The organism is Bizionia sediminis (assembly GCF_042684585.1).
In the GTDB taxonomy this organism is placed as follows: Bacteria; Bacteroidota; Bacteroidia; order Flavobacteriales; family Flavobacteriaceae; genus Algorimicrobium; species Algorimicrobium sediminis.
Genome location: NZ_JBHULS010000001.1, coordinates 179634 through 200722, shown reverse-complemented (window position 1 = coordinate 200722; position 21089 = coordinate 179634). Strand labels below are relative to the sequence as shown.

Below are 21089 nucleotides of genomic sequence, written 5' to 3'. Positions count from 1 at the left end.
AAACCGACTTGCATTTAAAAAAGGGTTACCCGTTTTAACCATTTACAACAAAAGGTGCACCGCTATGGTACACCTTTTTAAAATATTTATTTAAACAACCTAAAAACTGGTCTTTTAAATATCCCTATTGGAATCCCAGGCTTCTAGATAATCTTTAACCGCTTTCACAAACTGGCCGCCTAAAGCACCATTAACAACGCGGTGGTCGTAAGAGTGCGACATGAACATTTTATAACGAATGCCAATAAAATCGCCTTCTGGTGTTTCTATAACCGCTGGTACTTTTCTAATAGCTCCTAATGCTAGAATACCCACTTGTGGCTGATTTATAATTGGAGTTCCCATAATACTTCCAAAAGTACCTACGTTAGTAACCGTATAAGTACCACCTTGGATGTCGTCTGGTTTTAGTTGATTCATTCTAGCACGATTTGCCAAATCGTTTACTTTTTTAGTCATGCCCACCAAATTAAGCTGATCGGCGTCCTTAATTACAGGCACAATTAAATTACCATCTGGTAAAGCTGCAGCCATACCTAGGTTAATATGCTTCTTTTTAATAATACGATCGCCTTGAACGGAGATGTTCATCATTGGGAAATCGCGTAAAGCTTTTGCAACTGCTTCCATAAAAATAGGTGTAAAGGTTAGATTTTCACCTTCACGTTTCATGAAGCTATCTTTAACCTTTTTACGCCAGTTCCATATTTTTGTAACATCGGCTTCAATGAAGCTTTGCACATGGGCAGAAGTTTGAACCGATTCTACCATGTGATGCGCTATTAATTTGCCCATCCTGGTCATTTCGATAATTTCATCATCGCCAGAAACCACAACAGGAGCTGCTTTTGGCTTTTCTGTTTGTTTAGGAGCTACCGACTGGGCAGGTTGTGCCGCGGCAGGTTGTGGTGCTGCCGAACGGTTTTCTAGATACGTTAGCATGTCGTTTTTAGTAACACGACCATCCTTACCTGTACCTGGAATGGCATCCAATTCGCTTTGCGAAATGCCTTCTTTTGTTGCCATATTTTTTACCAATGGCGAATAAAAACGCTCTGAAGATGATGCTACAGGTGCAACTGTTTCTTGAGCCGCACTTACCGTTTTAGCTACCTCTGCAACTGCTGGTGCCGCTTCGTGCGTAGTTTCTTTACTGGTTGAACTAGCTGATGCCTCGGAAACTGCTTCTGTTTCAATTATTGCTATAGTTTGCCCTACTTGAACCACGTCGTCCACATTAAACAAAACTTCCACTAAAACGCCGTCCACCTCACTTGGAACCTCACTATCTACTTTATCTGTAGCAATTTCTAAAACTGCTTCATCTGCTTCTATAGTATCGCCTACTGATTTCAACCAAGATGTTATGGTTGCTTCTGCTACACTTTCTCCCATTTTAGGGAGCTTTAATTCAAATTTTGCCATATCTGTAACTAAACCGTATGTTTTTAAATTTCGACTGCAAAATTAATGAAAAATCATCAATTTACTTGTTGTTTTATTAATTAATTCTTTTTAAATACCTGCACACTGCCTCGGCTGCGTGAACTCTGACTTCCTAATATAAAATGCGCGTCTTGCGACGCTATCTTAAATGAAATTCCCGGAACTGTCTTTAACCGCTCCATTTCTTTAAAAATAACCTTGTAAGACACAGTTGCCGCATCCAAAATAATCTCTGTAAATGGCTTAACAGCATTTAGTTGCGAGCAAGCAGCCACCGGTTTTTCCAGGAAATCCAGTAATTTATGTGTTTTTTGTGTTGTGAAAATAATGCGCTGTTTCACGGCGGCAGGCTGGGTTTTGTTTGTAAAACGCATCATAGACGCTACGCGAATAGCCAACCAAACCAAGGCATTAAACAAAACATTGCTTTTAAAGTGTTTTTTATAAAAAATAAGCATGGCCCCGTAAAACCGTTTGGCATAGGTGGCATCTTTTAAGGTGCTTTCGCCTTTAAAATGAATAACCGTAGTGCCACCAAAATAGTAACTAGCATAACCTGCTTTTTTTATTTTGTACGATAAATCGATGTCCTCGCCATACATAAAATACGCCTCATCAAAACCACCTACTGTTAGGTATACCTCTTTTTTTAGAAGCATAAACGCTCCAACAAAAATAGGTACCTCTGCCGTTTCCAACTCATTTGTTTCCACTACATAATACTTATTAGAAAAACCCAATAGTTTTTTGAGTGCCACAACAGGCGTTGGAACATGGCGCTTACTTTCTGGTAAAAAATTGCCCGTACCATCTATTAAACGGCAGCCAACAATACCCAGATTTGTTTGGTTATCGGCAAATGATACCAATTTTTTAAAGGTGTCCTCGGCAACCACTGTATCTGGATTTAGAATGCATACATACGTTCCTTTGGCATGTTGTACCCCTATGTTATTTCCATGAGAAAACCCACTGTTGGTTGGATTTTCGATAAGCGTAACCTGCGGAAACTTGGTTTTTACCATAGCGCAACTTGTGTCGGTAGATTTATTATCGACCACAATAATTTCGGCATCGAGGCCTTGCAGGGCTTTTTCTACACTCTGTAAACAAAGTTCCAGAAAATAACGCACATTATAGTTTAGGATAATAACAGATAGTTTCAAGTGCTAGGATTTTAAGGAGGCTTCAAAAGGAATCCGGTTTACAATGCTGCGTCCTAATGTAATTTCGTCTGTGTATTCCAATTCATTTCCTACCGAAATACCTCTTGCAATGGTTGAAGAAATAACAGGAAAATCTTGAATTTGGCGGTAAATATAAAAATTGGTGGTATCGCCTTCCATGGTGGATCCTAATGCAAATATAAGCTCCTTTACTTTACCTTGCTTTACTTTATCTACAAGAGATTGAATGTTTAAATCTTGCGGACCAATGCCGTCCATTGGTGAAATTTTACCTCCTAAAACATGGTATAACCCTTTAAAGGAGCTAGTATTTTCTATAGCAATAACATCCCGAATATCTTCCACAACGCAAATAACATTGGAGGTCCGGTTTGGGTTAGCGCAAATTTCGCATAACTCCACATCGCTAATATTGTTGCAACTTTTACAAAATTTAATATCGGCACGCATGGTTTTCAGAGCGTCTGCCAGTTGAAAAGTCTGACTTTCAGGCTGATTTAATAAATGCAACACCAATCTTAACGCCGATCGCTTACCAATTCCTGGTAACTGCGACACCTCGTTAACCGCTTTTTCTAATAGTTTTGATGAAAATTCCATAGCTGCGAATTTACGATTTTCAATTTAAGAATTGCATATACCACGGTAATTTGTATTTTGCTGCTTCATTTTATAACCCTATGAGTCCGACACAAATTTTACTCCTTATTGCTGGCTATTTTTTGGTTTTAATTTTAATTTCTTTTGTTACCGGAAAAGAAGACTCGAACGCCGCGTTTTTTAAAGCAAACAAATCGGCTCCCTGGTATTTAGTAGCATTCGGCATGATAGGCGCCTCCTTATCTGGTGTCACCTTTATTTCCGTGCCTGGCGCGGTTGAAACCAAACAATTTGGTTATTTACAAGTTGTTTTTGGCTACTTTTTTGGCTACCTAATTATTGCATACGTCCTGTTACCCTTGTATTACCGGATGAATTTAACGTCTATTTACACTTATTTACACGATAGGTTTGGACCTACAAGCTACAAAACAGGCTCGGTTGCGTTTTTAATTTCCAGAACTGTTGGCGCGGCATTCAGACTGTTTTTAGTTGCTAAAGTGTTACAGCTTTTAGTGTTTGATGGGTTAGGCATGCCATTTCCATTAACGGTAGTTATTACTATTGCACTTATATGGCTTTACACATTTAAAGGCGGTATTAAAACCATTATTTTTACCGATACCTTACAAACATTGTTTATGCTAGTTTCGGTGGTGGTTACTATTTCATTTTTAGCTGCTGCGCTGGATTTACAAAGCGTATCTGATGTATACCATAACATTGCCAGTAACAGCATGAGCAAAATATTCTTTTTTGAGGACTCCAAAGATCCGCAATTTTTTATAAAAAGCTTTTTAGCCGGCATATTCATTACCATAACCATGACGGGACTTGACCAAGATATGATGCAAAAAAACTTAACCTGCCGTAACCTAAAAGACGCGCAGAAAAACATGATTGTTTTTAGTGTTGTTCTGGTGTTTGTGAATATATTATTTCTTGCTTTAGGGCTATTGTTAACACAGTATGCACAACAAAATGGCTTAACAGCCGCTAAAGACGACTTGTTCCCTACCATTGCTATGCTTCCCGAAATTGGCATAGCAACTTCGGCCTTTTTTATATTAGGGCTAGTTGCCGCCGCCTACTCTAGTGCAGATTCCGCATTAACTTCTTTAACAACGGCCTATTGTATAGATATTTTGGATATTCAAAACAAAGCAGCCGAAAAACAAAAAGGTATCAGAAAACGGGTCCACCTAGCCGTTAGCTTGGTTTTAATTCTTATTATAATTTTATTCGATTCGCTTTTTACAGACGTGTCTGTTATTTGGGAATTGTTTAAGGCTGCCGGTTACACCTACGGACCATTACTAGGCCTGTTTGCTTTTGGTATTTTAACAAAAAAAGCATTAAAAGATAAGTATGTTTGGATTGTGGCGCTTATGGCACCCATACTTTCCTATGCCTTAAATAGCTATTCTGAAGTATTATTTAATGGCTACAAAATAGGTTTCGAAATTTTAATTATCAACGGACTTTTAACCTTTGTAGGTTTAATACTGATTCGTAGCAAGTAACACCAAGGTACAGGCTACTTCACTTTTAATATTGGCCGCTTTTAGCAACGCATAAAATTCTGGATTTTCGGTACCGGGATTAAAAACAACTCGTTTTGGTTTTACAGCCAATATTGCTTGGTAATACGCTTTTTGGCGTTCTGGATTTAAATACAATGTTACCGTATGTATGTTGGCAAAGGCATCCCATGTTGTACTAATAGTAACACCTGCAACTTGACCACTTCGCAAACCAAAAGCCACAACCTCGTGTTGGTGCTTTACCAAACGTTTTATAGCTATATTAGAATACCGATCTGGATTAAGGGACGCGCCCACTACTAAAGTTTTTTTAGACATATTTAAGCTGTTTTAGGGTTACTTTACTGGTTTTAATGTTAAAAGCGCGTTAAAACACAACTAATATGAAATAATTCCCGCCTTTTTTCGTCTATAAAGGTAAGTGATAAGTTTTAAGTAATTTTAAACTGTGAAGTTTATAGTTTAGTGTTAGTTAAATTGGTTAATAGCAGAAAACCCGAAACCAGTGTGTTTCGGGTTTTTTTATGGCTTCTATAATTCCCTTCTACCACTTTATGATGGCACTACCCCATGTAAAACCACTTCCAAAGGCAGCTAGAACCACCGTGTCTCCAACTTGAATTTTTCCAGACTCCCAAGCCTCTGTTAAGGCTATTGGTATGGAAGCTGCAGTGGTATTGCCATACTTTTGGATGTTGTTAAAAACTTGATTGTCCGTTAATCCAAACTTTTTTTGAATAAATTGTGCAATACGCAAATTGGCTTGATGCGGAATTAACAAATCTATATCGGCCACACTCAAATTATTGGTTTCCAGACCTTCGTTAATTACTTCACTAAAGCGCATAACAGCGTTCTTAAAAACAAATTGGCCGTTCATGTAAGGAAAATAACTAACATCTTCGGCGTTGTTATCAGCTAAGATATCGGTAACCCATCTACTACCCATGCCAGGCGCTTTCAAAACCAATTCTTCAGCGTGTTCGCCTTGCGCGTGCAAATGAGTAGATAAAATACCTTTCTTAACGTTAGTTTCACGGGTTAAAACCGCTGCGCCTGCGCCATCTCCAAAAATAACAGACACCCCGCGACCCCGCGTTGTTACATCTAAACCATGCGAATGTAATTCGCTCCCAATAACCAAAATGTTTTTATACATACCGGTTTTAATAAAATTATCGGCAACAGAAAGCCCATAAATAAACCCAGAACATTGGTTACGTATATCTATAGCACCAACCGTTTTAATGTTTAATGCATGCTGAACTTGCACGCCGGGCCCAGGAAAATACATGTCCGGACTTAAGGTCGCAAACACAATAAAATCAATATCATCTTTCGAAATTCCGGCACGCTCTATGGCAATTTTAGCCGCTTTCACACCCATAGTAGCCGTGGTGTCCTCCGAACCTTTTTTTACCCAACGACGCTCTTTTATACCGGTTCGTTCCTGAATCCACGCATCATTTGTATCCATTAGTTTGGATAAATCGTTGTTAGTTACAACATTATCAGGCACATAATAACCTAAACCAATTATTTTAGAATTGTACATTAAACCTATTTTGAGGCCACTAACCGAATTATTTTTAGTTGTATTCTGAAAGTGTCTGATTAAACTGCTTGCAATTTAACCATTTCCGTGCTACGAGATTCAGAATCCGAATTGTATTCGTTATGCACGCATAATAATTCAGAGGTATTTCATAGAAAGGCATCACCGCAAATAGGGTAGTTTTCCGTATATTTCAGAGTTCAAAAAAATACACGTTCATTATGAGATTCTTACACATTTGTTTACTACTCTTTTTTGTTATTACGGGCTATGCACAAGAAAACTTGGGTTACCAAAAACCACACGACAACATCCTTGAATTGGCCGAAGCTCCTTTGGCACCAAGTATTAGAATGGATAGCGAAGGTAAAAACATTGTATTTCTGTACCGCAGTGCCTACAAAACTATTGAAGAGCTGTCTGAAACCGAAATGCGTTTGGGCGGATTGCGAATAAACCCGGAAACCAATATTGGCAGCCGAACCCGTTTTTACAATAATATAAAGGTAAAACACAATCAAAAAGGGCAACCTAAAGCCGTATCTGGATTACCTGAAAATGGCAGGTTTGCCAATTTTTTATGGGCGCCTAACCAAGAATATATGACCTTTACCAATACTGTTGCCAACGGAACAGAATTGTGGCTCCTAACCATTGCCAATGCCCGTGCTACCAAGCTAACCAAACCTAATTTAAATGCCAATATGGGCAATCCGGCGGTGTGGCTAAAAAACAGTGAAGCCCTGTTGGTAACCATGTTATCCGAAACGAAAAAACCGTTAATAAACACCAAAGAGGCAGTGCCAACAGGACCAACTATTTCTACCAGTACGGCTGGTGTAAAAGCCCAAAATAGAACCTATCAGGATTTGCTTAAAAATAAAAACGACGAGCATAATTTTGAACAATTAGCGCAATCGGTGTTATACAAAGTAACGCTAGATGGCATTACCACCCTATGGAAAGGGGAAGCCATGTACAGGGGCATCTCGTTTTCGCCAGATGGGAACTATGTGTTAATAACAACTATAGATAAACCGTTTTCTTATTTAGTACCTTATTACAGATTTCCTTCAAAAACTTCGGTTTATAAAGCTAATGGCGATTTAGTAAAAACCATGTTACAGGTTCCGCTAATAGAAGATTTACCACAAGGTTTTATGGCAGAACGTACCGGAATGCGCGACTTAAACTGGCGTAACGACAAACCAGCTACCTTATATTGGGCTGAAGTTTTGGATGGTGGCGACCCAAGTAACGAAGTGCCTTATCGGGATGAAGTGTTTCAACAAGATGCACCGTTTAACGGAGCAGTGACATCGCTATTAAAAACAAAAGACCGCTTTAGAGGTATTATTTGGGGTACAGACAATGTGGCCATTGCAACAGATTATTGGTGGAATACCAGAAATACACGCACCTATGTGTTTAATCCGTCCAACCCAGACCAAGAAGCTACTGTGTTGTTTGATAGAAATTACCAAGATGTGTATAGCAACCCAGGTAGTTTTGTTTACACAAAAAACAAATTTAACGAGTACGTATTGGACCTACATGCCAATAAAGCCTATTTAATTGGCGATGGGTATAGCGATGCCGGAAAATTTCCGTTTATAGATGAAATAAATTTAGAATCGCAAAAAACAAAGCGCTTGTACCAATCTCGTTTAACCGACAAATTAGAGAGTATTAGCTCTGCCATAAACACCCAAGATGGCACCTATTTAGTGCGAATAGAGTCGAAAAACGAATTTCCTAATTACTACATCCGAAATATTAACAAACGAAACCGACTAATACCACTAACTACTTTTGAAAACCCATTTAAAAGTATTCAGAATGTTAAAAAAGAAGTGATAAGCTACAAACGTGCCGATGGATTGGATTTATCGGGCACGCTGTATTTACCTACCAATTTTGAAGAAGGCAAAAAATATCCGATGATTTTATGGGCTTATCCACGCGAATACAAAGATAAAAGCAGCGCCGGACAAAACACCTCTAGCTCCAACGAATTTACGTATCCGTATTATGGTTCGCCAATATATTGGGTTACCAGAGGTTATGTGGTGCTGGACGATGCAGCTTTTCCAATTATTGGTGAAGGCAATGAAGAACCAAACGACAGTTTTATAAAACAACTTATTGCTAACGGCAAGGCTGCTATAGATGCCGTAGATGCTATGGGGTATATAGATAGAAACCGTGTGGCAGTTGGTGGCCATAGTTATGGCGCGTTTATGACAGCAAATTTACTGTCGCACTCCAATTTGTTTGCAGCCGGAATTGCACGAAGTGGCGCATATAACCGGACTTTAACACCGTTTGGCTTTCAGAGTGAAGAGCGCAACTACTGGGAAGCTCCAGAAATTTATTATAACATGTCGCCTTTTATGCACGCCGATAAAATGAAAACGCCACTACTTCTTATTCACGGAGAGGCCGATAATAACTCGGGTACGTATCCATTACAAAGCGAACGATACTTTAATGCCCTAAAAGGCTTGGGTGCCCCTGTACGTTTAGTAATGTTACCAAAAGAAAGTCATGGGTATGCTGCAAAAGAATCTATTTTACACATGCTGTGGGAACAGGATGAATGGCTGGAAACCCATGTTAAAAACAAAGAAATTAACACCAACAAAACCAGCCAAAACTAACTAGTTATAAACCAAACAAACAGGTTCCTAAAAAGTAACTACCCTACAATTTTACTTCAAATTAGGTAGTAAAATACGCCATGTGTAGCATACAATATTTAATTAAACACCTGCTTTTTAGGAACTTGTTTTTATATAGTAAGCAACTAAATAGGCTTATCTGTATATTAAGCCCCCTATTAACTTTTGTCTCTGCGCTATTTATTAAACACTTTTGGGAACACCAATAACCAAACAGAGGTTAAAATAAGTTGTGCAACACAGACCATGCTCCTGTTTTTTTAATAGTAAGAAATAGTTTTTGTTTTGGGCAACTACATGTTAAACGCGCCCAGGTATTATTTTCAGTATAACGGCCATTACAGCAGAAAAAACATTTCAAATAACACAACCTATTTAGATGTGCTTCCCCAGGTACCGCAAAAAGGCTTTTGTAGTCAGTAATGGCATTTTTTCACTTTAACAGTGTCAGTTTGTCACGTTTTTATACTTGGTACTTTTTTTGACATCCAACACCAAACAAAATGTTTAACACTTTTCCACCTCTGTGGAAGCAACTAAATACATCAAATTTATGGCAAAAGGAAACATTAATGTATCGGTAGAGAATATCTTTCCACTCATTAAAAAGTTTTTATACAGCGATCACGAAATATTTTTACGTGAGTTAATTAGTAACGCAACCGATGCGACGCTAAAACTTAAGCATTTAACCAGTATAGGTGAAGCTACCGTGGCTTATGGAAACCCTCAAATTGAAGTTAAGATTGATAAAGAAGGTAAAAAATTACACATCATCGATCAAGGTTTGGGTATGACTGCCACCGAAGTTGAAAAATACATTAATCAGGTAGCCTTTTCTGGTGCAGAAGAATTTTTAGATAAGTACAAAGATTCTGCCAAGGACTCCGGAATTATTGGTCATTTTGGACTTGGGTTTTATTCGGCTTTTATGGTAGCAGAAAAAGTAGAAATTATAACCAAATCTTATAAAGACGAACCTGCTGCTCATTGGATTTGCGATGGCTCGCCAGAGTTTACTCTAGAAACTGCCGATAAAACCGAACGTGGCACAGAAATTATTTTACACATAGCAGAGGACTCAACAGAATTTTTAGAGGAAGCCAGAATTAGAGAGTTACTTTTAAAGTACAATAAGTTTATGCCTATTCCAATTAAGTTTGGAACCAAGGAAATAAACGACCCCGATTTTACCCCAAAAACAACAACCGATAAGGATGGTAAGGAAACGACCGAGCCACACAAACAAATTACGGTAGATAATATTATAAACAATCCAAATCCAGCGTGGACCAAAACACCCGCCGATTTAGAGGATGCGGACTATTCTAACTTTTACCGCGAACTTTATCCAATGCAGTTTGAGGAGCCGTTGTTTCACATTCATTTAAATGTAGATTACCCATTTAACTTAACGGGTATTTTGTATTTCCCAAAAATGACCAACGACCTTAACATTCAAAAGGATAAAATTCAATTATACCAAAATCAGGTGTTTGTAACAGATAATGTAGAAGGCATTGTACCTGAATTTTTAACCATGTTGCGCGGGGTAATTGATTCGCCAGATATTCCATTAAACGTATCGCGTAGCTACCTGCAAGCAGATGGCGCCGTTAAGAAAATTTCGTCTTACATAACCCGTAAAGTTGCCGACAAATTAAAATCGCTTTTTAATAACAATCGTGAAGATTTTGAGAAAAAGTGGGACGATATTAAAATTGTTATTGAATATGGCATGCTATCTGAAGAGAAATTTTTTGACAAAGCAGACGCCTTTGCCCTGTATCCAACAGTAGACGGCAAATATTATACCTACGAGGAATTGTTTAATGCCATAAAGGCCAAACAAACAGACAAAGATGGCAAATTAGTTATTCTGTATGCGTCTAATAAAGAAGAGCAACACAGTTATATTGAAGCTGCAAAAGCCAAAAATTACGAGGTACTGTTACTCGATTCTCCAATTGTTTCGCATTTAATGCAAAAATTAGAATCTACTAAAGAAAACATTACCTTCTCGCGTGTGGATGCAGACCATATTGATAATTTAATTAAAACCGAAGATACCAAAATTTCAAAACTATCGGATGAGCAAAAAGAAGCTTTAGAAGGTTTATTAAAAGACGTTATTCCTGCGGAAAAATTTATGGTACAACTGGAAGCCATGGATAGCGAAGCTACGCCTTTTATGATTACGCAACCCGAGTTTATGCGACGTATGAAGGAAATGCAGCAAACCGGTGGTGGCATGTTTGGCATGGGTAATATGCCAGAAATGTACAACTTGGTGGTTAATACCAATTCGGCTTTGGTTAGTGACATTTTAGAAACCAAAACCAAGAAAAAACAAGAGCGATTAATTTCGCAAAGTTTGGATTTGGCACGACTGTCGCAAGGTTTATTAAAAGGCGAAGAGCTAACCAACTTTATTAAACGTAGCTACGATTTATTAAAATAAGCTTACCAGCTAGATAATTAATAGTTTAAAACCACTTCTTTACGGAAGTGGTTTTTTTATACACTTATATCCCTATACCTAACATAAATTGCTATGCAATACGTTGTACCACAGGAACCAAAAAAACCGATAAAAATTGAAAATTACATGTAACACACCAGAAAAGAGAATATTCCGAAATTTTACAAAAATTGAAATAGATATTACCAGTATTACGGATTAAAAAGAATTAATAAAGCCATAAACCTGTTTTCGCAATAGGGATTGCAGCGGCATCCTTTTTAAACCCCTAAACAGCTAGCTGATAAAAAACCAGGTTAGGCTACTGGAGCAATGCTTATAAGGGCTACAGGTTGTTTGTTTTAAAAAGATATAGCACAAAGCCCGGTGCTTTAGCAATTGCCCAAAAAATAAAGAAACACCCCAAATATTTATAGATAAAAGGTGGCACCTGCCCTAATGGTGTTACTGTGGTATGTAAAATTAGGAAAATAGCCCAAGTTGGCTTTTAGCTTGTTTGGTACAACCATGTGGTTTAGGTTAAACTCGCCTGTCCAGGTTGTTTTCCAGTTATTATTGCCATGCAAAACGGTGGCTATTGGATTTACAAATAAAAACCATGTTTTTGTAAAGCTGATACTCATGTTTACCTGTGTTGAAAACCCTGTGCTTGAAAATTTTAAAGATTCAGGAATTGTTGAGGCGCTGGGTTTTGTAACATGTACCACACTTAACCCGGGAAACATACTTATGTTTTTAGCTGCAGCAAAACCGTACACAACACCAGCTCCTATTACCAAACTACTACTTCCTAAACCGTCTTTAAAGCTTCCTGTTGGCAGGGTAACATCTATAAAAGGGGCTACAACCGAAAATTTTTCGGGCGTTTGCACCCGCTTTACAACACCAAAATAACGTACACGAATGTCGCTTAATCCAAAAGCTGTTGTTTGGTTATTGTATAGTAAAGGTATTTCGGCCAGAATTAAATTATCTGGATTGAAGGAATATTGTAAATTACCGCGGAAGCCATATAAACGCGTACCGTTTTTAAGCTTGGTAAATTCCATTAAGGTATTAACCTGGGTGTATAAATTGGTAGGTTTGGAGGCATCTACTTCCGTACTTGGTTGAGGGTCTGATTTTTGTGCTTGGGCTCTTAATACGGCAAACAGAACTAGCAGAGCGCAAATTGTTAGCTTTTTCATGGTACACTTGGGGGTTTAATTAATAAATGTAATGCTTACCAATTAAGAAACCAAATTAAAAGTTTAAGGGGTAACCACTTTAAGACCCGCTTGCGTCCAGGCTGCCATGCCACCTTTGTAATCGTATATTGTTTTAAAACCAGCTTCTTTAAGTTTTTGCGCGCACAAGGCACTGCGCCCGCCTAACTGACAGTAAATTAATATGGGCTGTTGTGGATTTAATTTCTGTATAGCTGCATTAAAACTAGGTGCTAAAAAGTTGATATTTTGAAAACCAGAAATAGCTCCTGCTGCAAACTCTTTAGGTGTTCGGATATCTACACGTTGCACGGTGTTGTCCGCTAAAAGTGCTTGTACGTCTTGCGTGGAAACCACCTGAACACCTCCATTATGGGCTGCCTCATTACAGGAGCTAACTACTAATACCACAAAAAGTAAATATATAGAAATAACCTTTTGAGGGTTTAATTGTTTAAGGTATAACCACATCGCCAGTCCAATCGGTAAAACCACCCATTAAATTATAGGCGTTTTCAATGCCCAACTGATTCATAAGGGCGCAGGCTTGTGCGCTACGGCCGCCAGATCTGCAATACACATAATAGTTTTTGGTTTTATCCAAGGCCTGTAGCTTATCCATAAACTCCTGTGGTTGATAAATATCCATTTCCAGCGCGTTTGGAATTTTCCCTTCGGCTATTTCTGCCTCGGTACGAACATCTACTATCACTGCTTGGCTGTCATTTTCCAGCTGTTCTTGCCATGCTGTTTGGGTTAAATCTGTCATAATTAAAGTTTAATTTTCGCAAACTTACTATTTATTCGGTTTATGCACCAAAAAAACAAAGGCAAACGCTCCTTTTAAACACATCTTAATACCAGTTTCAATTTATAATGAAGCGTACTACTTACCAGAAAAACGCAACTGAAATTTCTATTAAAATATTCACAAAGCACCCAAACACGTCATTTTAATGATTATTTTTGACACAAATTTTGTAGTTTGAAGTATTCAGCTTTAGTATATGTTACTGTTTTTGCGTGCCTTTTGGTTTCCAATGTGGTTTTAGCGCAGCAACCCAAACAAATTCAGATTGTGTACTCTGGTTTTTTGAATTTTGACGATGCCGTAGAACCGGGCTTAAAAGTTATGACACGCGATGATTCTGGCCAGATACATGTAATTCATGAAGGTATAGACATGTGGTGCGACCAAGCCAATTTATACAGCAATGAAAATTTTGTAGAGGCCTTTGGAAACGTTACCATGAAGCAAGGCGATAGTATAACCATGACAGCCAAATACGTGGAATACAGCGGAAAAACCCAATTAGCTTTTGCTAGTGGCCAAGTGGTATTGGAAGAACCCAATTCGGTTTTAACCACAGATACGCTTTATTTGGACCGCTTAAAACAAGAATCCTATTACAAAAGCGGCGGACGAGTAGCACGCGATTCTTCTGGCGTAATTACCAGTACTATTGGCAGGTATTATATGAATGCCCAAAAATATCAATTTGTAAATTCGGTGGTACTCAATCACCCAGACTATGTAATTAACACCAACCAATTAGATTTTTATTCTGAAACTGGGCACGCCTATTTATTTGGTCCGTCTACCATTGTAACCGATGCCAGTAAAACCTACTGCGAAAAAGGGTTTTATGATACGGAAAACAAATTAGGCTATGGCGTTAAAAACACCCGAATAGATTACGACAATAGGATTTTTGAGGGCGATAGCATGTTTTTTGATAATGGCAGAAGTTTTGCCTCGGCTACAAACAATATTAAGGTAACAGATACCATTAATAACAGCATTATAAAGGGGCATTATGCCGAAATTTATAAGGACAAGGATTCTGTTTTTATAACAAAACGTGCGTTGGCTATAACGGTGCAAGAAAACGATTCTATATACATGCACGCCGATACTTTAATGGTTACAGGCCAACCAGACAAACGCATTACGCGCGCATTCAGAAATGCTAAATTTTATAAATCTGATATGAGCGGTAAGGCCGACTCTGTTCATGTAAATCACGCTACAGGCTTAACACAGTTAATTAATTTAAAACGTTTGGCCCCTGCAGATGCTTTTGCAAACAGGCGCGATCCCATAATTTGGAATTTACAAAACCAAATGACGGGAGACACCATACATATAAAATCCAATCCGAAAACCGAGAAAATAGATTCGCTTTTTGTATTTGAAAATGCCTTTGTAGTTAGTAAAGACACCTTAAGCGAAAACGGTTATAACCAAGTAAAAGGTAAAACACTGGTTGGTTTGTTTGATGCACAAAACAATTTAAAAAAAGTGGATATTGATAAAAACGCTGAATCTATTTTTTATGCCCGAAACGATGAAAACGACCTCATTGGTATAGACAAAGCCAAATCTGGTCAGATTTCTATTTTATTTTCCGACGGCGAAATAGAACAATTTATTCGCTACATGTCTCCAGATGCTACCATGATTCCCGATTCGCAATTTCCAGAAAATGGCCGCTTATTAAGAGGCTTTGTTTGGCGCGAGGACGAACGGCCAAAAAGTGTGGAAGACCTTTTTAGTGAAGACCCACCTTTGGAGCTGCCGAAAATAAAAGGCTTGGACGATTACGTGCCGCAAGAAGAATTTTTTGACGAAGCCTTATTAAAACGGGTTGAAAAAGCAGATGCTAATACAAACCAAAAAAAACCAAAAGAAGCGGGCGATCATGAAACCCCATCAAAAGCCTCTAGAAATATCCCTGAAAACAAACGAAATCCAAACGCCCATAAAAACAAGTCAGACGCTTTACAAAACACCCTTATTAACGTAAAGAAACCCGAATAATTAATTGATAACTTACTGATACGTTTACAACTCGTGAAAACAGATTTTTACACCTTTCAAGCCCAAACATCGCCACATCCATTAGCCATGGAGGTGTCGCATGCCGAAGGTTCCTACATTTACGATACCAACCAAAAGGCTTTTTTAGATTTTGTTGCCGGTGTATCGGCCTGTACTTTGGGGCACAAACATCCCAAAGTGGTTGCTGCAATAAAAAACCAATTAGATAAGTACTTACATGTTATGGTATATGGCGAATACATCCAGGAGTCCGCCGTAGCCCTTACAAAGCTAATGGCACAACATTTACCTGCCAGCTTGCAAACAACTTACTTAACCAACTCGGGTACAGAAGCCGTAGAGGGCGCTTTAAAACTAGCCAGACGTGCCACAGGCCGAAGTGAAATTATTGCGGCTCACCATGCCTATCATGGCAATACCATGGGCTCATTAAGCGTTATGGGTTTTGAAGAGCGAAAAAAAGCGTTTCGACCACTTGTACCAGATGTTCGTTTTATAACCTTTAATAAGCTTTCCGATATTACCCATATTACCCATAAAACAGCAGCGGTAATTTTGGAAACCATTCAAGGTGGTGCTGGTTTTATTGTACCAGAAAACAAGTATTTGGAAAAAGTAAAAAAACAATGTGAAGCTGTTGGTGCCATGCTTATTTTAGATGAAATTCAACCCGGTATTGGCCGGACCGGCAAACTTTTTGCTTTCGAGCATTATAATTGTGTGCCAGATATTTTGGTTACGGGTAAAGGTTTAGGTGGTGGTATGCCCATAGGTGCATTTACAGCTTCCACTCATGTTATGCGTTTGCTACAGGACAACCCCAAATTAGGTCATATAACAACTTTTGGCGGCCATCCCGTAATTGCGGCCGCAGCGCATGCCACATTATTGGAGGTTGTTAACACCAATTTAATGGCCGAAACACTAGAAAAAGAAGCTATTTTCAGAGAACATTTAAAACACCCACTAATAACAGAAATTCGTGGCCGCGGACTCATGTTAGCGGCATTAACAGTTTCAGCAGAAATAACAAACCAAGTGGTATTAGAAGCTCAAAAGGCCGGATTAATACTATTTTGGCTGTTATTTGAAACCAAAGCTATAAGAATTACACCACCGCTAACCATTAGTAAGGATGAAATTAAAGCAGGTTGTAAAATTATTACAACAATATTGGATGCTATTTTAGAAAACAAGGAATTTAACCCACTGCCAATTAGCCAGTAAACGACGTAATTGGCCTAATTGTTGATTACTTTGTTAAAAACATTTACCCCTAAAATTCCAGAACCCCAATTAGAACCTGTAATTTAGAAAAGGAAAACTAGAAAACCGCTTATGGAGTTAAATCCAAACGAGAATAACAAATTATCGCTAAACCGTTTCGAGTCCATGTTAAAAACAAACAATGTATTGTTTTTCGACTCGGATGAATTTGATAATATCATTCATCATTATCTTAATCATGGCAAAATAGCACGTGCTAAAAAAGCCATAAAACTAGGGTTAGAACAACACCCCTCCTCTATTAATTTGCAACTTTTTAGAGTAGAAATATATGTGTTTGAAAACAACCTTGAAAAAGCAGACAATTTAATTAACGAATTGTATTTGCTAGAACCCTTAAACGAGGAAATATACATCCAGAAAGCCAATATTTTATCGAAACGAGACAACCATAAAAAAGCCATTGAGGTTCTTAAAAAAGCCTTAAAAATGACCGAAGACCCTACCGATATTTACTCGCTAATAGGTATGGAATATTTGTTTTTAGATGAATTTGAAGAGGCTAAAAATAATTTTATGAAATGCCTAGAGTCCGATATTGAAGACTATTCGGCACTACATAACATTATATACTGTTTCGATTATTTAGAACAACACGAGGAAGCCATTAAATACCTGAACCTGTATTTAGAACGAAATCCATATTGCGAGGTTGCTTGGCACCAACTAGGAAAGCAATTTATGGATTTAAAAGCTTACGAAAAAGCCCTATCTGCTTTCGAATTTGCAATCATTTCAGACGACGGTTTTATTGGAGCCTATCTAGAAAAAGGTAAAGTTTTAGAAAAATTAAAACGCTACGAGGAAGCAATCGAAAACTACAACATTACGCTGGAACTGGACGACCCTACTTCCTTTGCCTTATTGCGTATTGGCATGTGTTATCAAAAATTAAAAAACAACGATTTAGCCGTTCAGTATTTTTACAAAACCGTAGAAGAAGACCCGTTGCTGGATAAAGGTTGGATAGCAATTACCAAGTTTTACAACCAACAAAAAAACTATCAAAAATCCTTATACTACATAAATAAAGCACTAAATATAGATGCCGAAAATATTGCCTACTGGAAATTGTTTGCTCAAATTAACGAGCGTTTAAACTATTTAGAGGAGGCTGAAAAAGGCTACAAAAAAGCCATAGAATTAGGCAGTTACGAGTTAAGCACTTGGCTAACACGTGCCGATATTTTATTGCAATTAGGCGAGCCGCAAGGCGCCATTTACAACCTGTTGCAGGCATCGGAGTTTTATCCTGAAAATGCTGAAATAGAGTTTCGTTTAGCCGGATTGTATTACCAACTGCACGAAACTGAAAAGGGGTTTTACCATCTAAAAAATGGACTGCGTTTTAATGCAGAATACGCTATTATTTTAGAGGAATTGTTTCCAAATATTTATAAATCGCAACAGCTAAAAAGTGCTTTGAAAGCCTAGATTTGCATGGTTTGTGTAACATAAATTAGTTACCTTTGAAGCGCTTTACAGAAAAATAAATCATGCCAAGACGCTTATCCAATTACCTACTTATATCCCTTAAAGGCGCTGCAATGGGCGCAGCCGACGCCGTTCCTGGTGTTTCTGGGGGCACCATTGCTTTTATTTCTGGTATTTATGAGGAACTTATTAGCACCATAAGCAATGTTAATTTAAGCCTTTTAAAAATATGGAGGCAATCGGGTTTTTTTGCCTTTTGGAAGGCATTAAACGGAAACTTTTTAGTTGCCTTATTATTAGGTCTTGTTATTAGCTTTGTCTCTTTTATGCGTTTGGCCAAATATCTTATAGAGTACCATCCGGTGCTTATTTGGTCTTTTTTCTTCGGATTAATAATTGCCAGCATTTATTTTGTAGCCAAACAAATTACTATTTGGCGTGCGGGTACTATTGTGGCCCTAATTTTAGGAACCATTTTAGCCTACATTATTACAGAATTACCCTTATCGGCCAGTAACGAATCGCCTTTTTTTCTGTTTTTTGCTGGAGCCATAGCCATTTGCGCTATGATTTTGCCAGGTATCTCAGGCTCTTTTATTTTGCTAATTTTAGGTGCCTACAAAACCCTAACCGATGCGTTTCATGATTTCGATTGGCAACGGATAGCCTTATTTGCCAGTGGTGCTTTAGTTGGCTTATTAAGTTTTAGTCGCGTATTAAAATGGCTTTTTAAAAATTATCATAATATTACGTTGGCCTTGCTTACCGGCTTTATTTTTGGTTCCCTTAATAAAATATGGCCTTGGAAACTTACCAATTTGGTCATGGAAAAAGATAGTGGAACCGTATTAAAGTTAACAGATATAACGTCCTATGGTAATTTAACGCTTTATCAACAGCAGTTAGTAGACTTCGATTCGTTAAAACTCATTTCCGAAGCTAGCGTATCGCCTCAAACATATGCCCTTCAAAATAATGGTGTAGATCCGCAAATATTGCCAGCGCTAGCACTCATGCTTGCTGGGTTTTTAACCATTTTTATTTTAGAGCGTTTAGGAAACAAACAATAAACTATGCAACGCACCAGAACCCTATCCGATAAAGTTTTCCTCATCTTAAAGGGACTAGGTATGGGAGCCGCTAATAAGGTTCCTGGCGTGTCGGGTGGCGTGGTCGCTTTTGTTGCCGGATTTTACGAAGAGTTTATTTACTCGCTACAAAAATTTAATGCCAAAGCCGTAAAACTGCTTATTAACGGCCGATTTAAAAGCTTCTACACCTATGTAAACGGCAGGTTTTTAAGTCTCTTGTTTTTAGGAATGATTATCAGCTATTTTAGTGTATCCAAAGTGTTGGACTATTTAATAAAACACTACGAACTTTACGTATGGAGCGTGTTTTTTGGCATGATTATCGGGTCCATATACTACATTAGTAAAGATTTTAAAGATTGGGAACTTAAAACCTATACAGCGCTATGCATTGGTATTATTATGGGTATCAGTGTAAGTTTTATGGATCCTGCCACAGAAAACGACAATCTTTGGTTTGTATTTTTTTGTGGTATTATTAGTGTTTCAGGAATGACCTTGCCAGGGTTTTCAGGGTCTTTTATTCTCATTTTATTAGGGAATTACGTCCTCTTGTTAGTCGATTCAGTTAACGCACTTTTCGATACCTTTGCCGAAATGCTTCAAGGCGATTTCAGTTTTATAAAGAATGAAGCGCGCCTGCGAATGCTAAAAATACTGGCTGTTTTTACTGGCGGTTCGGTGGTTGGACTCGTTACGTTTTCGCATGTTTTAAACTACATACTTAAACATTACAGAAGCATTACCATAGCTGCTATTATTGGCTTTATTGTAGGTTCGCTTGGTGTTGTCTGGCCCTGGAAAGAAACCAAATTTAAATATCAGGCAGATGGCAGCGCTCTTTTGGATTCTAACGGTAAACAAATTATTGAAAATTACGAACGGTATTTACCACAATTAAACACCGAAACCTATTGGGCTTTAGTCTATATTATGTTAGGAATTGCCATTGTTTTAGCCTTGGAAATATACGGTAGAAAAACCACCAAACAACATGCGTAAATTTGGCTTAATTGGAAGGGATATTTCCTACTCATTTTCTAAAACGTATTTTGCTAACAAATTTCATAATGAAGGCATTACTAATGCTAAATACCTTAATTTCGATATCCGCCATATTGAACAAGTAAAGCCGTTACTAGAAAACCCAGACAACTGTGGTTTTAACGTAACCATTCCCTACAAGGAAGCTATTATCCCTTATTTAAATACCTTGAGTACAGAAGCGCAGCAAATTGGCGCCGTTAACACCATTAAACGAAACAAGGATGGTGGTTTAACAGGTTATAACACAGACTATTTTGGCTTTACAAAAGCCCTGCAACCGCTATTACAAAGCAAGCACAAAACCGCCCTTATTTTGGGCACAGGTGGCGCTAGTAAAGCCGTAGCATACAGTCTGCAGCAATTAAATATAGCTTACAAAATCGTTTCCAGAAACCCCCTTAACCCGGCACATTTTAGCTACCACGACCTAACGGAAACCATAATAAAAAACCATGCCATTATAATAAATTGCACACCGCTAGGAACCTTTCCAAACGTAATGGCAAAACCAGCTATTCCTTACCAATACATAACCCAAAACCACATACTATTCGATTTAATTTACAACCCGTCGGAAACACAATTTTTAAGGCACGGTAGGGCTAGCAAGGCGCAGGTTATAAATGGCTGGCTCATGCTTAAACTACAAGCAGAAAAATCCTGGTCCATTTGGAACAGCCTTTAATTG

17 protein-coding genes are annotated in these 21089 nt (G+C 38.1%); 9 read left to right on the top strand and 8 right to left on the bottom strand.

The genetic code is table 11. The features are described from left to right. Window positions 1–114 precede the first annotated feature (114 nt). The 3 genes from ACFSQP_RS00810 to recR all read right to left on the bottom strand — a co-directional run bounded on the left by ACFSQP_RS00810 (window position 115) and on the right by recR (window position 3233). Window positions 115–1425 carry a dihydrolipoamide acetyltransferase family protein gene (locus ACFSQP_RS00810; RefSeq protein ID WP_376891079.1) on the bottom strand — a complete coding sequence of 437 codons (1311 nt, stop codon included), beginning with the start codon at window positions 1423–1425 and terminating at the stop codon, window positions 115–117. Window positions 1426–1505: 80 nt separating this feature from the next. Beyond that, the gene (locus tag ACFSQP_RS00805) at window positions 1506–2612 is read right to left on the bottom strand and encodes a glycosyltransferase family 2 protein (RefSeq protein WP_376891078.1); all 1107 of its coding nucleotides are present in this window, start codon (window positions 2610–2612) and stop codon (window positions 1506–1508) included. A 3-nt stretch (window positions 2613–2615) separates the two neighbouring features. After that, a complete protein-coding gene (recR, locus tag ACFSQP_RS00800; protein ID WP_376891077.1) occupies window positions 2616–3233 on the bottom strand; it encodes a recombination mediator RecR in 618 nt (205 codons plus the stop codon). 80 nt (window positions 3234–3313) lie between these two features. Between recR and ACFSQP_RS00795 the strand changes: the two genes are divergently transcribed. Continuing rightward, window positions 3314–4756: a sodium:solute symporter gene (locus ACFSQP_RS00795; protein ID WP_376891075.1), complete on the top strand. Its 1443-nt coding sequence runs from the start codon at window positions 3314–3316 to the stop codon at window positions 4754–4756. Here the strand turns inward: ACFSQP_RS00795 and ACFSQP_RS00790 are convergent. Together ACFSQP_RS00790 and ACFSQP_RS00785 are read right to left on the bottom strand one after the other, a co-directional pair. Continuing rightward, window positions 4733–5095, bottom strand: coding sequence for a CoA-binding protein (locus ACFSQP_RS00790; protein ID WP_376891073.1), 363 nt, complete (start codon window positions 5093–5095; stop codon window positions 4733–4735). The two genes, ACFSQP_RS00795 and ACFSQP_RS00790, sit on opposite strands and share 24 nt — an antisense overlap. Before the next feature lie 226 nt (window positions 5096–5321). Next, window positions 5322–6332 (bottom strand): 3-oxoacyl-ACP synthase III family protein, encoded by a 1011-nt coding sequence (locus ACFSQP_RS00785; protein WP_376891072.1) that lies wholly within the window; start codon window positions 6330–6332, stop codon window positions 5322–5324. A 221-nt stretch (window positions 6333–6553) separates the two neighbouring features. Between ACFSQP_RS00785 and ACFSQP_RS00780 the strand changes: the two genes are divergently transcribed. Both ACFSQP_RS00780 and htpG read left to right on the top strand, forming a co-directional pair. Beyond that, a complete protein-coding gene (locus ACFSQP_RS00780; RefSeq protein ID WP_376891070.1) occupies window positions 6554–8992 on the top strand; it encodes an alpha/beta hydrolase family protein in 2439 nt (812 codons plus the stop codon). A 574-nt stretch (window positions 8993–9566) separates the two neighbouring features. Then, window positions 9567–11474 (top strand): molecular chaperone HtpG, encoded by a 1908-nt coding sequence (gene htpG, locus ACFSQP_RS00775; protein WP_376891069.1) that lies wholly within the window; start codon window positions 9567–9569, stop codon window positions 11472–11474. 431 nt (window positions 11475–11905) lie between these two features. Here htpG and ACFSQP_RS00770 read toward each other — a convergent pair whose 3' ends face one another. The 3 genes from ACFSQP_RS00770 to ACFSQP_RS00760 all read right to left on the bottom strand — a co-directional run bounded on the left by ACFSQP_RS00770 (window position 11906) and on the right by ACFSQP_RS00760 (window position 13469). Next, window positions 11906–12682: a hypothetical protein gene (locus ACFSQP_RS00770; protein WP_376891067.1), complete on the bottom strand. Its 777-nt coding sequence runs from the start codon at window positions 12680–12682 to the stop codon at window positions 11906–11908. 63 nt (window positions 12683–12745) lie between these two features. After that, complete coding sequence (locus tag ACFSQP_RS00765) at window positions 12746–13171, bottom strand: rhodanese-like domain-containing protein (protein ID WP_376891066.1); 426 nt, start codon at window positions 13169–13171, stop codon at window positions 12746–12748. Beyond that, window positions 13155–13469: a rhodanese-like domain-containing protein gene (locus ACFSQP_RS00760; RefSeq protein WP_376891065.1), complete on the bottom strand. Its 315-nt coding sequence runs from the start codon at window positions 13467–13469 to the stop codon at window positions 13155–13157. The genes ACFSQP_RS00765 and ACFSQP_RS00760 overlap by 17 nt, the downstream gene beginning before the upstream one ends. A 216-nt stretch (window positions 13470–13685) precedes the next feature. On the opposite strand from ACFSQP_RS00760, the gene ACFSQP_RS00755 reads away from it, so the two are divergent. The 6 genes from ACFSQP_RS00755 to ACFSQP_RS00730 all read left to right on the top strand — a co-directional run bounded on the left by ACFSQP_RS00755 (window position 13686) and on the right by ACFSQP_RS00730 (window position 21086). Beyond that, entirely contained in the window at window positions 13686–15521 is a 1836-nt protein-coding gene (locus ACFSQP_RS00755) for an OstA-like protein (protein WP_376891064.1), read from the top strand. Between the two features lie 33 nt (window positions 15522–15554). Continuing rightward, window positions 15555–16769 (top strand): aspartate aminotransferase family protein, encoded by a 1215-nt coding sequence (locus ACFSQP_RS00750; protein ID WP_376891063.1) that lies wholly within the window; start codon window positions 15555–15557, stop codon window positions 16767–16769. 111 nt (window positions 16770–16880) lie between these two features. Then, a complete protein-coding gene (locus tag ACFSQP_RS00745; protein WP_376891062.1) occupies window positions 16881–18263 on the top strand; it encodes a tetratricopeptide repeat protein in 1383 nt (460 codons plus the stop codon). 62 nt (window positions 18264–18325) lie between these two features. Then, window positions 18326–19333 carry a DUF368 domain-containing protein gene (locus ACFSQP_RS00740; RefSeq protein WP_376891061.1) on the top strand — a complete coding sequence of 336 codons (1008 nt, stop codon included), beginning with the start codon at window positions 18326–18328 and terminating at the stop codon, window positions 19331–19333. A 3-nt stretch (window positions 19334–19336) separates the two neighbouring features. Next, a complete protein-coding gene (locus ACFSQP_RS00735) occupies window positions 19337–20356 on the top strand; it encodes a DUF368 domain-containing protein (protein ID WP_376891060.1) in 1020 nt (339 codons plus the stop codon). Continuing rightward, a complete protein-coding gene (locus tag ACFSQP_RS00730; protein ID WP_376891059.1) occupies window positions 20349–21086 on the top strand; it encodes a shikimate dehydrogenase family protein in 738 nt (245 codons plus the stop codon). Before ACFSQP_RS00735 ends, ACFSQP_RS00730 begins: the two co-directional genes overlap by 8 nt. Window positions 21087–21089: the final 3 nt, after the last annotated feature.